General features: G+C 61.3%; 13 protein-coding genes. 6 read left to right on the forward strand and 7 right to left on the reverse strand.

The features are described from left to right. Positions 1-63: 63 nt before the first annotated feature. The 5 genes from rng to mreB all read right to left on the reverse strand — a co-directional run bounded on the left by rng (position 64) and on the right by mreB (position 5,171). Positions 64-1,521: a ribonuclease G gene (rng, locus tag QLG12_RS20420; protein WP_064382542.1), complete on the reverse strand. Its 1,458-nt coding sequence runs from the start codon at positions 1,519-1,521 to the stop codon at positions 64-66. A 57-nt stretch (positions 1,522-1,578) separates the two neighbouring features. Further along, a complete protein-coding gene (locus QLG12_RS20425) occupies positions 1,579-2,175 on the reverse strand; it encodes a Maf family protein (RefSeq protein ID WP_197869689.1) in 597 nt (198 codons plus the stop codon). Positions 2,176-2,377: 202 nt separating this feature from the next. Further along, on the reverse strand, positions 2,378-2,869 hold the full coding sequence (gene mreD, locus QLG12_RS20430; protein ID WP_064382544.1) for a rod shape-determining protein MreD: 492 nt from the start codon (positions 2,867-2,869) through the stop codon (positions 2,378-2,380). Further along, on the reverse strand, positions 2,869-3,993 hold the full coding sequence (gene mreC, locus QLG12_RS20435; protein ID WP_197869812.1) for a rod shape-determining protein MreC: 1,125 nt from the start codon (positions 3,991-3,993) through the stop codon (positions 2,869-2,871). Before mreC ends, mreD begins: the two co-directional genes overlap by 1 nt. A 140-nt stretch (positions 3,994-4,133) precedes the next feature. Continuing rightward, the gene (gene mreB, locus QLG12_RS20440) at positions 4,134-5,171 is read right to left on the reverse strand and encodes a rod shape-determining protein MreB (RefSeq protein WP_002555108.1); all 1,038 of its coding nucleotides are present in this window, start codon (positions 5,169-5,171) and stop codon (positions 4,134-4,136) included. A 211-nt stretch (positions 5,172-5,382) separates the two neighbouring features. Between mreB and gatC the strand changes: the two genes are divergently transcribed. The 6 genes from gatC (at position 5,383) to QLG12_RS20470 (ending at position 10,602) form a co-directional block, all read left to right on the forward strand. Beyond that, entirely contained in the window at positions 5,383-5,670 is a 288-nt protein-coding gene (gene gatC / locus QLG12_RS20445) for an Asp-tRNA(Asn)/Glu-tRNA(Gln) amidotransferase subunit GatC (protein ID WP_007953612.1), read from the forward strand. Positions 5,671-5,686: 16 nt separating this feature from the next. Continuing rightward, positions 5,687-7,138, forward strand: a complete 1,452-nt coding sequence (gene gatA / locus QLG12_RS20450; RefSeq protein WP_134334065.1) for an Asp-tRNA(Asn)/Glu-tRNA(Gln) amidotransferase subunit GatA — start codon at positions 5,687-5,689, stop codon at positions 7,136-7,138. Between the two features lie 10 nt (positions 7,139-7,148). Next, complete coding sequence (gene gatB, locus QLG12_RS20455; RefSeq protein WP_064382547.1) at positions 7,149-8,594, forward strand: Asp-tRNA(Asn)/Glu-tRNA(Gln) amidotransferase subunit GatB; 1,446 nt, start codon at positions 7,149-7,151, stop codon at positions 8,592-8,594. Positions 8,595-8,742: 148 nt separating this feature from the next. Continuing rightward, entirely contained in the window at positions 8,743-9,117 is a 375-nt protein-coding gene (locus tag QLG12_RS20460; RefSeq protein ID WP_282475133.1) for a septal ring lytic transglycosylase RlpA family protein, read from the forward strand. 46 nt (positions 9,118-9,163) lie between these two features. Beyond that, on the forward strand, positions 9,164-10,225 hold the full coding sequence (locus QLG12_RS20465; RefSeq protein ID WP_282475134.1) for a calcium/sodium antiporter: 1,062 nt from the start codon (positions 9,164-9,166) through the stop codon (positions 10,223-10,225). Next, positions 10,222-10,602: a carboxymuconolactone decarboxylase family protein gene (locus QLG12_RS20470; RefSeq protein ID WP_039769260.1), complete on the forward strand. Its 381-nt coding sequence runs from the start codon at positions 10,222-10,224 to the stop codon at positions 10,600-10,602. The genes QLG12_RS20465 and QLG12_RS20470 overlap by 4 nt, the downstream gene beginning before the upstream one ends. 9 nt (positions 10,603-10,611) lie before the next feature. Here QLG12_RS20470 and QLG12_RS20475 read toward each other — a convergent pair whose 3' ends face one another. Further along, positions 10,612-11,553, reverse strand: coding sequence for an AEC family transporter (locus tag QLG12_RS20475; RefSeq protein ID WP_064382550.1), 942 nt, complete (start codon positions 11,551-11,553; stop codon positions 10,612-10,614). Between the two features lie 97 nt (positions 11,554-11,650). Continuing rightward, complete coding sequence (garD, locus tag QLG12_RS20480) at positions 11,651-13,204, reverse strand: galactarate dehydratase (protein ID WP_064382551.1); 1,554 nt, start codon at positions 13,202-13,204, stop codon at positions 11,651-11,653. Positions 13,205-13,211 lie beyond the last annotated feature (7 nt).

Consider the following 13,211-nt stretch of genomic DNA (forward strand, 5'->3'; position numbering starts at 1 on the left):
CCATGGCAAAAATAATGCAAAAAGCTGAGGCCAGCCGTTTCAGGAAAAAGGTGATGCAGGGGTTCAGAGCAGCACCACGTCATATTGTTCCTGGGAATACATGGTTTCGACCTGGAAGCGTATGGTGCGCCCGATGAAACCTTCAAGTTCGGCCACGTTACCGGACTCTTCATCGAGCAGCCGGTCGACGACTTTCTGGTTCGCCAGCACCCGATAACCCTCGGCCTGATAGGCCCGGGCTTCGCGCAGGATCTCGCGGAAAATCTCGTAGCAAATGGTTTCCGGAGTTTTCAGTTTGCCCCGGCCCTGACAGCTGCTGCACGGTTCGCACAACACTTGTTCAAGGCTTTCACGGGTGCGCTTGCGCGTCATCTGCACCAGGCCCAGCTCGGTAATGCCGATGATGTTGGTCTTGGCGTGATCGCGCTCCAGCTGTTTCTCCAGGGTACGCAGCACCTGACGCTGGTGCTCTTCGTCCTCCATGTCGATGAAGTCGATGATGATGATCCCGCCCAGATTGCGCAGGCGCATCTGCCGGGCAATCGCGGTCGCGGCTTCGAGGTTGGTCTTGAAGATGGTTTCTTCAAGGTTGCGATGACCGACGAAAGCACCGGTGTTCACATCAATAGTGGTCATGGCTTCCGCCGGATCGATCACCAGATAACCACCGGACTTCAGCGGCACCTTGCGTTCCAGGGCTCTCTGGATTTCGTCTTCGACGCCGTACAGGTCGAAGATCGGTCGTTCACCCGGGTAATGTTCCAGACGATCGGCGATTTCCGGCATCAGTTCGGCCACGAACTGCGTGGTTTTCTGGAAGGTTTCCCGGGAGTCGATGCGGATCTTCTCGATCTTCGGGCTGACCAGATCGCGCAGGGTACGCAACGCCAGGCCAAGGTCTTCATAGATCACGCTCGGTGCGCCGATGGTCTTGATCTGTTCGTTGATCTGATCCCACAGCCGGCGCAGGTAGCGGATGTCCATCAGGATCTCATCGGCCCCGGCACCTTCGGCGGCGGTACGCAAAATGAAGCCGCCGGCCTCCTTGATGCCTTCTTTGGCCACGCAATCGCTGACCACCTGCTTGAGGCGCTCGCGCTCGGCTTCGTCTTCGATCTTCAGGGAAATGCCGACGTGGGCGGTGCGCGGCATGTACACCAGATAGCGCGACGGGATCGACAGCTGCGTTGTCAGCCGCGCGCCTTTGGACCCGATCGGATCCTTGGTGACCTGCACCACCAGGCTCTGGCCTTCGTGTACAAGCGCACTGATGCTTTCCACCGCTGGACCTTCGCGCAGGGAAATTTCCGAGGCATGAATGAAGGCTGCACGATCCAGGCCGATGTCGACGAAGGCCGCCTGCATGCCCGGCAGAACTCGCACCACCTTGCCTTTATAGATGTTGCCGACGATCCCGCGTTTTTGCGTACGCTCGACGTGCACTTCTTGCAGCACACCGTTTTCGACCACCGCCACGCGCGATTCCATCGGCGTGATGTTGATCAGAATCTCTTCACTCATGGCAGGGTCTCGTTCAGGCATGTTCACGATAATGGCCGCATCTTGTCCGTTCGACGCTCATCGCGCGTTCAGGTTTTGCCAACAGGGTATGCCGAAATGGCCAAGCAGTTCTGCGCTTTCGCACACCGGCAAGCCGACGACCGCCGAGTAGCTGCCATTGAGGCCGGCGACGAACACCGCACCGAGCCCCTGAATGCCGTAGCCACCCGCCTTGTCCCGGGGTTCGCCGCTGGCCCAGTAGGCGGCGGCTTCTTCGCGGCTGATCGAGCGGAACCGCACCAGACTGCGCACCACCCGCGACTCGATGCGCTCGCCGTCGAGCACGGCAATCGCCGTCAGCACTTCATGCTCCTTGCCGGACAACATCATCAGCATGGCGCATGCATCGGCTTCGTCCACCGGTTTGCCAAGAATTTTGCCGTCCAGCACCACCGCGGTATCGGCACCCAGTACGCAAAAGGCTACGTCGGAAACGACAGCACGCCGCCCAGCCTCGGCCTTGCCGCGCGCCAGGCGCTCGACGTAGGCCGATGGGGATTCATTGGCGAGAGGGGTTTCATCGATATCCGCGCTGATGGCGGTAAACGGGATGCCGATCTGCGTGAGCAATTCACGCCGACGCGGCGATCCTGAGGCGAGGTAAAGCTTTTTCATCAAGACATCTCCCTGTTTGGTGCCCTGCCTCACAAATGCTGTTCCCTTTGGTCGGCGTCTGTTGCTGCCATACTGCGTTGCCGTTCCTCGCCATAGCACGCTATGACTCGTCACGGCGCCTTGTCTGGCAACAACAGCCACTCGCCCAAAAAGAACTTCATTTGCGAGGCAAGGCACTGGTGCGGGCAAATGCCTGACCGAATCAGTTGATTTTGTAGCGCCGACGCAATCCACGCAAAGCGAAGCTGACCCAAGGCCAGAGCAAGGCACTGACCAGTGCCGGCAGGACCAGTGCGAGGGTCGGCTGACGGTTGCCGGTCAAGGCACTGAGCCAGAGTTGTACGAGCTGGGCGAGGCCGAAGATCACCAGGATCACCAGGCACTGCTGCCACATCGGGAACATTCGCAGGCGTTGTTGCAACGACAGCACGAGGAACGTGATCAGTGTCAGGATCAAGGCATTCTGACCGAGCAGATCGCCTTGCAGCACGTCTTCGGCCAGCCCCAGGCAGAACGCCGTGACCATGCCGACCGTATGCGGCAGGTACAAAGCCCAGAAAGTCAGGAGCAAGGCCAGCCACAGCGGGCGCAGGATTTCCATGAAAATGGGCAGTGGCGACACGCTGAGCAGTATGCCGACGATAAACGTCAGCCAGACGATCCAGCCGTTACGCGATGCGGTAGCTCCGACCATTATTCTTGCCTCCCGGTGGTCGCCGGCGCAGTGACAGGCGGCTTGGCCGCTGGTCGAGCAGCGGGCTGATTGGCCGGTGGCTTGCTGGCCGCGGGTGTGGCTGCAGGCGGTTTGCTTGCAGCAGGTTTGGCCGGCGTGGTGCCGGCAGCAGGCGCAGCCGACGGAGTCGCCGTGGCAGGCGTTGCGGCTGCGGCTGGCGGGGTGACGATTTTCGGCACCGTGGACGGAATCACCGGACCGCCACCAAAGGCATCGAGGTTTTCCTGAGCCTGCGCGGCATCGTTGGCGCGCTCTTCGGCGGTGCGGTTGTCGCTGAATACCAGCAGCAGGTAACGGCTGCGGTTCAGCGCAGCGGTCGGCACGGCGCGAACAATGGCAAAAGGCTGGCCGGAATCGTGGATGACTTCCTTGACCGTCGCCACCGGGTAACCGGCCGGGAAACGCTGGCCGAGACCGGAGCTGACCAGCAGATCACCTTCCTTGATATCGGCAGTGTCCGCCACGTGGCGCAGTTCCAGACGCTCAGGGTTACCGGTGCCGCTGGCAATCGCCCGCAGACCGTTACGGTTCACCTGCACGGGAATGCTGTGGGTCGAGTCGGTCAGCAGCAGCACACGTGAGGTGTACGGCATCAGTTCGACCACCTGCCCCATCAGGCCGCGAGCATCGAGCACCGGCTGACCGAGCACCACGCCATCACGCTCACCTTTATTGATGATGATGCGATGGGTGAAAGGGTTGGGGTCCATGCCGATCAGCTCGGCCACTTCGACCTTCTCGTTGACCAGCGCGGAGGAATTGAGCAACTCGCGCAGGCGGACATTCTGCTCGGTGAGGGCGGCAAGCTTCTGCATGCGACCCTGCAACAGCAGGTTCTCCGACTTGAGTTTTTCATTTTCGGCGACGAGTTCGGTGCGACTGCCGAACTGGCTGGCGATACCTTCCCACAACCGTCCGGGCAGGTCAGTAATCCAGTAGGCGTCCATCAGCACCAGCGAGGCCTGGCTGCGTACGGGTTTAAGCAGACTGAAGCGCGCATCAACGACCATCAGCGCGACCGACAGCACGGCCAGCACCAACAGGCGCACGCCCAATGAGGGGCCCTTGGCGAAAAGCGGTTTAATAAGCCGCTCCTCCCAGGCAAATGTTCTGTTTATTCATACGGCATCAAACCGGCCTGGATGAAGACTGACAGAAGATAAACGCCAACAGGCAGCACTGCAAAGTGCTGCCTGTGCGCTCACCCACGTATTGCACCCGGCGATTATTCGCTGGAGAGCAGGTCCATGGTGTGCTTGTCCATCATTTCCAATGCACGGCCACCGCCGCGAGCGACGCAGGTCAGCGGATCTTCGGCAACGATTACCGGCAGACCGGTTTCCTGAGCCAACAGCTTGTCCAGGTCACGCAGCAGCGCGCCACCACCGGTCAGCACCAGGCCACGCTCGGCGATGTCGGAAGCCAGTTCCGGCGGCGATTGCTCCAGAGCGCTTTTCACTGCCTGAACGATGGTTGCCAGCGACTCTTGCAGAGCTTCCAGCACTTCGTTGGAGTTCAGGGTGAACGCACGTGGAACGCCTTCGGCCAGGTTGCGACCACGAACGTCGACTTCGCGAACTTCACCGCCCGGGTAGGCCGTGCCGATTTCCTGCTTGATGCGTTCGGCGGTGGATTCGCCGATCAGGCTGCCGTAGTTGCGGCGCACGTAGGTGATGATCGCTTCGTCGAAGCGGTCGCCGCCAACACGCACGGATTCGGCATAGACCACACCGTTCAGGGAGATCAGCGCGATTTCGGTGGTACCACCACCGATATCCACGACCATCGAACCGCGAGCTTCTTCAACCGGCAGGCCGGCACCGATCGCTGCCGCCATCGGCTCTTCGATCAGGAACACTTCACGGGCACCGGCGCCAAGGGCCGATTCACGGATGGCACGACGCTCAACCTGGGTGGACTTGCATGGAACGCAGATCAGCACACGAGGGCTGGGCTGCAGAAAGCTGTTTTCGTGAACCTTGTTGATAAAGTATTGCAGCATCTTTTCGCAGACGCTGAAGTCGGCGATCACGCCGTCCTTCATCGGACGAATGGCCGCAATGTTGCCCGGCGTACGGCCGAGCATGCGCTTGGCCTCGGTGCCGACAGCGACGACACTTTTCTGGTTACCGTGTGTCCGAATGGCCACAACCGATGGCTCATTCAGGACGATACCGCGCTCGCGCACGTAAATAAGGGTGTTGGCAGTGCCCAGGTCAATGGAAAGATCGCTGGAAAACATGCCACGCAGTTTCTTGAACATGGGAAAGGGACCCTAGGCAACGCGTGGGTAAAAAAGTGCGGCAAACTCTAACAACGACAGGGATTTTGGGCAAGGCGCCAATATGTTAAATTGGCCGCTTTTCTGTGCACCAAGCCCCACAATCGCGGCCTTATGACCGTAGAAGTGCGGTAGTGTTCCGACAATCTAACACACGGACGCCGTCCGTCCTGTTTTCCACTGGAGAAACCCGATGGCGCTAGAACGCTCCGACGTGGAAAAAATCGCTCATCTGGCCAGCCTTGGCCTGAATGACGCCGATCTTCCACACATCACTTCGGCCCTCAACAGCATTCTCGGGCTGGTCGACGAAATGCAGGCGGTCAATACCGACGGTATCGAACCGCTGGCCCACCCGCTGGAAGCCAGTCAGCGCCTGCGCGCCGATGTCGTGACCGAAAGCAATAACCGCGAGGCTTATCAGTCCATCGCACCAGCGGTCGAAAACGGCCTGTACCTGGTTCCGAAAGTCATCGACTAAAGGGAAAGAGCCTGCAATGCATCAATTGACTCTGGCCGAGATCGCCCGCGGTCTCGCCGATAAAAAGTTTTCTTCCGAAGAGCTGACCAAAGTCTTGCTGGCGCGTATCACCCAGCTCGATCCGCAGCTCAACAGTTTCATCAGCCTCACCGAAGAGCTGGCCCTCGAGCAGGCGAAAGCCGCCGACGTGCGCCGGGCCAATGGTGAGAGTGGCGCCCTGCTCGGTGCACCGATCGCCCACAAGGATCTGTTCTGCACCCAGGGTATCCGCACCAGTTGCGGCTCGAAGATGCTCGACAACTTCAAGGCTCCATACGACGCCACCGTGGTGTCGAAGCTGGCCGCCGCCGGCACCGTGACTCTGGGCAAGACCAACATGGACGAATTCGCCATGGGTTCGGCCAACGAGTCGAGCTGGTACGGCGCGGTGAAAAACCCGTGGAACCTGGAACACGTGCCGGGCGGTTCGTCCGGTGGTTCGGCGGCGGCAGTTGCCGCTCGTCTGTTGCCTGCCGCGACGGCCACCGACACCGGCGGCTCGATCCGTCAGCCGGCCGCGTTCACCAACCTCACCGGCCTGAAACCGACCTACGGTCGCGTGTCGCGCTGGGGCATGATCGCTTACGCCTCCAGCCTTGATCAGGGCGGCCCGCTGGCTCGCACCGCCGAAGACTGCGCGATTTTGTTGCAAGGTATGGCCGGCTTCGATCCGAACGACTCCACCAGCATCGATGAGCCGGTGCCGGACTACGCCGCCGGTCTGAATGGCTCGCTGCAAGGCCTGCGCATCGGCGTGCCGAAGGAATACTTCGGTGCCGGTCTCGACCCGCGCATCGCCGATCTGATCCAGAACAGCATCAAGGAGCTGCAGAAGCTCGGTGCCGTAATCAAGGAAATCAGCCTGCCGAACATGCAGCACGCGATCCCTGCGTACTACGTGATCGCCCCGGCAGAAGCTTCCTCCAACCTGTCGCGTTTCGACGGCGTGCGCTTCGGCCATCGCTGCGCAGACCCGAAGAACCTGGAAGATCTGTACAAGCGCTCCCGTGGCGAAGGCTTCGGGCCTGAAGTGCAGCGCCGGATCATGGTCGGTGCCTACGCACTGTCCGCCGGTTACTACGACGCCTACTACCTGAAAGCGCAAAAGATCCGTCGCCTTGTGAAGAACGACTTCATGACTGCCTTTAATGAAGTCGACATCATCCTCGGCCCGACCACGCCAAACCCGGCCTGGAAACTCGGTGCCAAGAACAGCGACCCGGTCGCTGCCTACCTCGAAGACGTCTACACCATCACCGCCAACCTCGCGGGCCTGCCGGGCCTGTCGATGCCGGCCGGTTTCGTCGACGGCCTGCCGGTCGGCGTACAGCTGCTCGCGCCGTATTTCCAGGAAGGTCGCCTGTTGAACGTTGCCCACCAGTATCAGTTGAACACTGACTGGCACACCCGCACCCCAACCGGCTTCTGAGGAGACACACATGCAATGGGAAGTCGTGATCGGGCTGGAGATTCACACCCAGCTCACCACCCGGTCGAAAATCTTTTCCGGTAGTTCCACCCAGTTCGGTTCCGAGCCGAACACCCAGGCCAGCCTGATCGACCTGGGCATGCCCGGCGTGCTGCCGGTGCTGAACCAGGAAGCGGTGCGCATGGCGGTGATGTTCGGTCTGGCGATTGACGCCGAGATCGGTCAGCACAACGTGTTCGCCCGTAAAAACTATTTCTACCCGGACCTGCCGAAGGGCTACCAGATCAGCCAGATGGAATTGCCGATCGTCGGCAAGGGCCACCTGGACATCGCCCTGGAAGATGGCACGGTCAAACGCGTCGGCATCACCCGCGCGCACCTGGAAGAAGACGCCGGCAAGAGCCTGCACGAAGAATTCAGCGGTGCCACCGGCATCGACCTGAACCGTGCCGGCACACCGCTGCTGGAAATCGTTTCCGAGCCTGACATGCGCAGCGCCAAGGAAGCCGTGGCCTACGTCAAGGCGATCCACGCGCTGGTGCGTTACCTGGGCATCTGCGACGGCAACATGGCCGAGGGTTCGTTGCGTTGCGACTGCAACGTGTCGGTGCGTCCGAAAGGCCAGGTTGAGTTCGGCACCCGCTGCGAGATCAAGAACGTCAACTCGTTCCGCTTCATCGAGAAGGCGATCAACTCCGAGATCCAGCGTCAGATCGACCTGATCGAAGACGGCGGCAAAGTGATACAGCAGACCCGTCTGTACGATCCGAACAAGGACGAGACCCGTCCGATGCGCAGCAAAGAGGAAGCCAACGACTACCGTTACTTCCCCGATCCGGACCTGCTGCCGGTGGTCATCGAGGACTCGTTCCTCAATGACGTGCGCGCCACCCTGCCGGAGCTGCCACCGCAGAAACGCGAGCGCTTCCAGAGCGCGTTCGGTCTGTCGGCCTACGACGCCAACGTACTGGCCACCAGCCGTGAGCAGGCGGACTACTTCGAGAAAGTCGCAGCCATCGGCGGCGACGCCAAACTGGCGGCGAACTGGGTGATGGTCGAGTTGGGCAGCCTGCTCAACAAGCAGAACCTGGACATCGAGGATTCACCGGTTTCGGCCGAGCAACTGGGCGGCATGCTGCTGCGCATCAAAGACAACACCATCTCCGGCAAGATCGCCAAGGTGGTGTTCGAAGCGATGGCCAACGGCGAAGGCAGCGCAGACGAGATCATCGAAAAGCGCGGCCTGAAGCAGGTTACCGACAGCGGCGCGATCTCGGCGGTGCTGGACGAAATGCTCGCGGCCAACGCCGAGCAGGTCGAGCAATACCGTGCGGCAGACGAAGCCAAGCGCGGCAAGATGTTCGGCTTCTTCGTCGGCCAGGCCATGAAAGCCTCCAAAGGCAAGGCCAACCCGCAGCAAGTGAACGAACTGCTGAAAAGCAAGCTCGAAGGCTGACCACAATGGAGCCAGATCCAAAGCCTGGCTCCATTCCCTGTGGGAGCGGGCATGCTCGCGATAGCGCAATTTCAGACACTGCAAAAGTGACTGACAGATCGCCTTCGCCAGCACGTTCGCTCCCACATTGTTATTTGGGAGCTTTCGAATGAAACGTCTGCTCGGCGCCTGCGCCCTGCTCTCCTTGCTGGCCGGTTGCGCCAGCACCGATGTCATCGACCCGCAGGGTTACGACCAGACCGGTGTCGCCTCCTATTACGGTGCCAGGCACCACGGTAAACGCACCGCCAGCGGCGAAGCGTTCAACCAGAATTCCCTGACCGCCGCCCACCGCCAGTTGCCGTTCGGCACCCGGGTGAAGGTCACCAACCTGAAAAACGATGAATCCGTCGTGGTCCGCATCAACGACCGCGGCCCGCACACTCGTGGTCGCCTGATCGATGTTTCACGTGCGGCGGCCGAACAGCTCGGTATGCTGCGCAGTGGAACCGCCCGCGTTCGGGTCCAGGCCCTCGACGACTGATGGAGCGCCCACCATTTTCGGACTGACCGACTTACCCCTGATCAGCGTGATCGAATTGCTCAGCGGGCTGTTCCTGCTGATCGTCGGCGCCGAACTGATGGTACGCGCCGCCGTGCGGCTGGCCGCGCGCCTGCATTTGCGGCCGCTGATTATCGGCCTGACCATCGTCGCCCTCGGCAGCAGCGCTCCGCAAATGGCCGTCAGCCTGCAAGCCGTGCAGGCGCACACGCCGGACATCGCCGTCAGCAGCGTGATCGGCAGCAGCATTTTCAACATTCTCGTCACCCTCGGCCTGTCGGCACTGATCATTCCGCTGCGGGTATCGCGACAACTGGTGCGCCTCGACATTCCGCTGATGATCGGTGCCAGCCTGCTGGTGTTCGTGCTGGCATGGAATGAAGAGCTCGGGCGCTTCGACGGCATTCTGTTGCTCGGCGCCCTCGCCCTGTATCTCAGATTATTGCTGCGCCAGTCGCGGCACTCGACCCGCCCGCACTCCGATCAACCGCACGATCCGCAGGCACCGTGGTTCACCAGCCTGCTGATGATTGTCGGTGGTCTGGGCATGCTGGTGTTCGCCGGGCACTTGCTGCTGGGCGCCGCCGTGGTCGTGGCCACCGACCTGGGGTTCTCCGAGCGGGTAATCGGCCTGACCGTGGTCGCGGTCGGTACCTCGCTGCCGGAACTCGCCACTTCGCTGATCGCCGCGCTACGCGGTCAGCGGGACATCGCCGTGGGCAACGTGATCGGCGCCAACCTGTTCAACCTGCTTGGGGTGCTGGGCCTGACCGCACTGATCGCGCCGACGCCGCTGTCGGTCTCGCCGAACGCACTGGATTTCGACCTGCCGGTGATGCTCGGCGTCGCCGCGCTGTGCCTGCCGGTGTTCTATTCCGGCTACCGCGTGACCCGGGCCGAAGGTCTGCTGCTGCTGGGTTTGTACCTGGCGTACGGGCTGCACGTGGTGTCGTTCACCACCGGCATGCCACTGGCCGGCAAACTCGAGCGATTGATGCTGTTTTATGTGCTGCCGACGCTGCTGGCGTTTCTGTTTTTCACGTCCGTACGCGCCTGGCGCCGCCAACACCACAGGAGGGATGTGCCATGACCGAATCGAAGAAATCCGGGGTTGAAGTCCGCCGTCAGGTAATGGGCGACGCGTTTGTCGACCGCGCGCTGGGCAATGCCACCGAATTCACTCAACCCTTGCAGGATTTCGTCAACGAACACGCCTGGGGCGGCGTGTGGAATCGAGAAGGTCTGCCGCTGAAAACCCGCAGCCTGATCACCCTCGCCGCGCTGACCGCGTTGAAGTGCCCGCAAGAGTTGAAGGGCCACGTGCGCGGTGCGCTGAACAATGGCTGCACAGTGGAAGAGATCCGCGAGGCGCTGCTGCATTGCGCGGTGTACGCCGGGGTGCCGGCGGCAATCGATGCGTTTCGTGCGGCGCAGGAAGTGATCGACAGTTACCAGAAGCCCGAGTAACCGCCGGCCTCAGATCCACCCGCCCCACTGCAGGAAGAAGATCCCGATATTGGTGGTGATCGCCGCCATCAATGTGGTCAGCACGATGATCGCCGCCGCCAGTTCATGGTTGCCCTGCGCCGCACGGGCCATGACGAAACTGGCGGCGGCAGTCGGGCTGCCGAAGTACAGAAACAGAATTCCCAGCTCCGCCCCGCGAAAGCCCCAGAGCCACGCGCCCAGCGTGGCGATCACCGGCAGACCGACCATCTTCACCAGACTCGAACTGAGCGCCATCTTGCCGCTCTTGCGCAGCGCCGCCAGCGACAGCGTGCCGCCAATGCAGATCAGTGCCAGCGGCAGCGTGGTCTGCGCCAGATACTGGCCGGAGGTTTCCAGCCACCCCGGCAGACCGATCTTGAAATAAGCGAACGGCGCCGCCGCGATCACGCTGATGATCAGCGGATTGCTGACCACGCTTTTGCAGATGCTCCACGGATCGGATTTGATCACCGGGCTGTAGACCGCCAGCACAATGGTCGACAGGGTGTTGTAGAACAGGATCACCAGCGCCGCGAGAATCGCTCCAAGGGAAATCCCGTAGTCGCCGTACATGCTCGCCGCCAGCGCCAGGCCGATCACCCCGTTGTTGCCGCGAAAGGCGCCTTGGGTGTAGATGCCGCGATCTTCACGCGGGCAGCGGAAAATGGCCCAGCCCCAGGCCACGGCAAAACTGACCAGCGTCGCGAGAGCGAAATAGATCAGCAGCGCCGGTTGCAGTGCCGCGTGCAGGTCGGCGTGCAGAATGCCGAGAAACAGCAGCGCCGGCATGGTGACGTTGAACACCAGCGACGAGGCTGTGTGGATGAAGTTGTCGTTGATCCAGTCGATGCGCTTGAGCAGCACACCGAGAAAAAGCATGGCAAACACCGGCGCGGTGATGTTCAGGGTTTCGAGGAAGATAGCCAGCATGCCGGGGAGCCTTGGAGGTGAGCGTCGTTAGGGGGCTAATGATAAGCCACTTTCACCCCGTTCGTTCCCACGCTATGCGTGGGAACGATCAACATACTCAGGTAATAGGCGCCGGATTGAACAACGTAATGTCGTTATGCAGCTTGTGCTTCTCCGCCCACGTCTGTTGCTTGCCGCTCGCCACATCCAGGTAGTAGTGGAACAACTCCCAGCCCAACTCCTCGATGGTTGCGCGCCCGGTGGCAATCCGCCCGGCATCGATGTCGATCAGATCCGGCCAGCGTTGCGCCAGTTCGGTACGGGTCGAGACCTTCACCACCGGCGCCATGGCCAGACCATAAGGCGTACCACGCCCGGTAGTGAACACGTGCAGATTCATCCCCGCCGCCAGTTGCAAGGTGCCGCAGACAAAGTCACTGGCTGGCGTCGCACAGAAAATCAAGCCCTTCTGCTTGAAACGCTCCCCAGGGCCGAGCACGCCACTGATCGCACTGTTGCCGGACTTCACGATCGAGCCCAACGACTTCTCGACGATGTTCGACAATCCGCCCTTCTTGTTGCCCGGCGTGGTGTTGGCGCTGCGATCCGCTTCACCCTTGGCCAGGTAACGGTCGTACCAGTCCATCTCGCGCACCAGTTCCTCGGCAACGGTTTTGGTCTGGGCCCGTGAGGTCAGCAGGTAAATCGCATCACGCACTTCGGTGACTTCGGAAAACATCACCGTCGCCCCCGCCCGCAGCAGCAAGTCCGAGGCATAACCCAGCGCCGGGTTGGCGGTGATGCCGGAAAACGCATCGCTGCCGCCGCACTGCATGCCGAGGATCAGCTCGGACGCCGGCACGGTTTCCCGGCGGCGCTGGTCGAGCTTCTTCAAACGGACTTCGGCCAGCTCCATGATCTGCTCGATCATCTCGGTGAAACCGTGACTGGAATCCTGCAAGCGATACAGCCAAGGCTCGCTCAGATCCACCGAGGCATCGTCTTCATGCATCACCTGCCCGGCCTGCAATTTTTCGCAGCCCAGGCTGATCACCAGCGCCTCGCCACCGAGGTTCGGGTTGCGCGCCAGATTGCGTACGGTACGGATCGGAATGTAGGCGTCGGTGGCGGTGATAGCCACGCCACAACCGTAACTGTGGGTCAGCGCCACCACGTCATCGACGTTCGGGTACTTGGGCAGCAGTTCGTCCTTGATCCGCTTGACCGCGTGATCCAGCACCCCGGTGACGCATTGCACGGTAGTGGTGATCCCGAGGATGTTGCGCGTGCCGACGGTACCGTCGGCGTTGCGATAACCCTCGAACGTGAAGCCTTCCAGCGGCGCCTGGGTGGCCGGCACTTCGGTGGACAGCGGCAGGCTGTCCAACGGTGGCGCGGTTGGCATGCGCAGTTGATCTTCCTTGACCCAACTGCCACGGGGAATCGGCTGCAACGCATAGCCAATGATCTGGCCGTAGCGGATCACCGTGCCGCCCTCGGGGATATCCACGAGGCTGACCTTGTGACTCTGCGGCACAAAATCCACCGTCACCAGGCCATCTGCAAATGCGGTGCCGGCCGGCACACCCTGGTCGTTGACCACTACCACTACGTTGTCCCGCTCGTGCAGGCGGATGTAGCGCGGCGAGTCGGAATGTTCAATCAACTGCATGACGCCG

The sequence above is a fragment of the Pseudomonas sp. V88_4 genome (assembly GCF_029967985.1).
In the GTDB taxonomy this organism is placed as follows: Bacteria; Pseudomonadota; Gammaproteobacteria; order Pseudomonadales; family Pseudomonadaceae; genus Aquipseudomonas; species Aquipseudomonas glycinae.

What these genes read in the sequence shown, in the direction of transcription:
- rng (WP_064382542.1), bottom strand. Translation starts at nt 1,521, where the DNA reads ATGAGTGAAGAGATTCTGATCAACATCACGCCGATGGAATCGCGCGTG.
- QLG12_RS20425 (WP_197869689.1), bottom strand. Translation starts at nt 2,175, where the DNA reads ATGAAAAAGCTTTACCTCGCCTCAGGATCGCCGCGTCGGCGTGAATTG.
- mreD (WP_064382544.1), bottom strand. Translation starts at nt 2,869, where the DNA reads ATGGTCGGAGCTACCGCATCGCGTAACGGCTGGATCGTCTGGCTGACG.
- mreB (WP_002555108.1), bottom strand. Translation starts at nt 5,171, where the DNA reads ATGTTCAAGAAACTGCGTGGCATGTTTTCCAGCGATCTTTCCATTGAC.
- gatC (WP_007953612.1), top strand. Translation starts at nt 5,383, where the DNA reads ATGGCGCTAGAACGCTCCGACGTGGAAAAAATCGCTCATCTGGCCAGC.
- gatA (WP_134334065.1), top strand. Translation starts at nt 5,687, where the DNA reads ATGCATCAATTGACTCTGGCCGAGATCGCCCGCGGTCTCGCCGATAAA.
- gatB (WP_064382547.1), top strand. Translation starts at nt 7,149, where the DNA reads ATGCAATGGGAAGTCGTGATCGGGCTGGAGATTCACACCCAGCTCACC.
- QLG12_RS20460 (WP_282475133.1), top strand. Translation starts at nt 8,743, where the DNA reads ATGAAACGTCTGCTCGGCGCCTGCGCCCTGCTCTCCTTGCTGGCCGGT.
- QLG12_RS20470 (WP_039769260.1), top strand. Translation starts at nt 10,222, where the DNA reads ATGACCGAATCGAAGAAATCCGGGGTTGAAGTCCGCCGTCAGGTAATG.
- QLG12_RS20475 (WP_064382550.1), bottom strand. Translation starts at nt 11,553, where the DNA reads ATGCTGGCTATCTTCCTCGAAACCCTGAACATCACCGCGCCGGTGTTT.
- garD (WP_064382551.1), bottom strand. Translation starts at nt 13,204, where the DNA reads ATGCAGTTGATTGAACATTCCGACTCGCCGCGCTACATCCGCCTGCAC.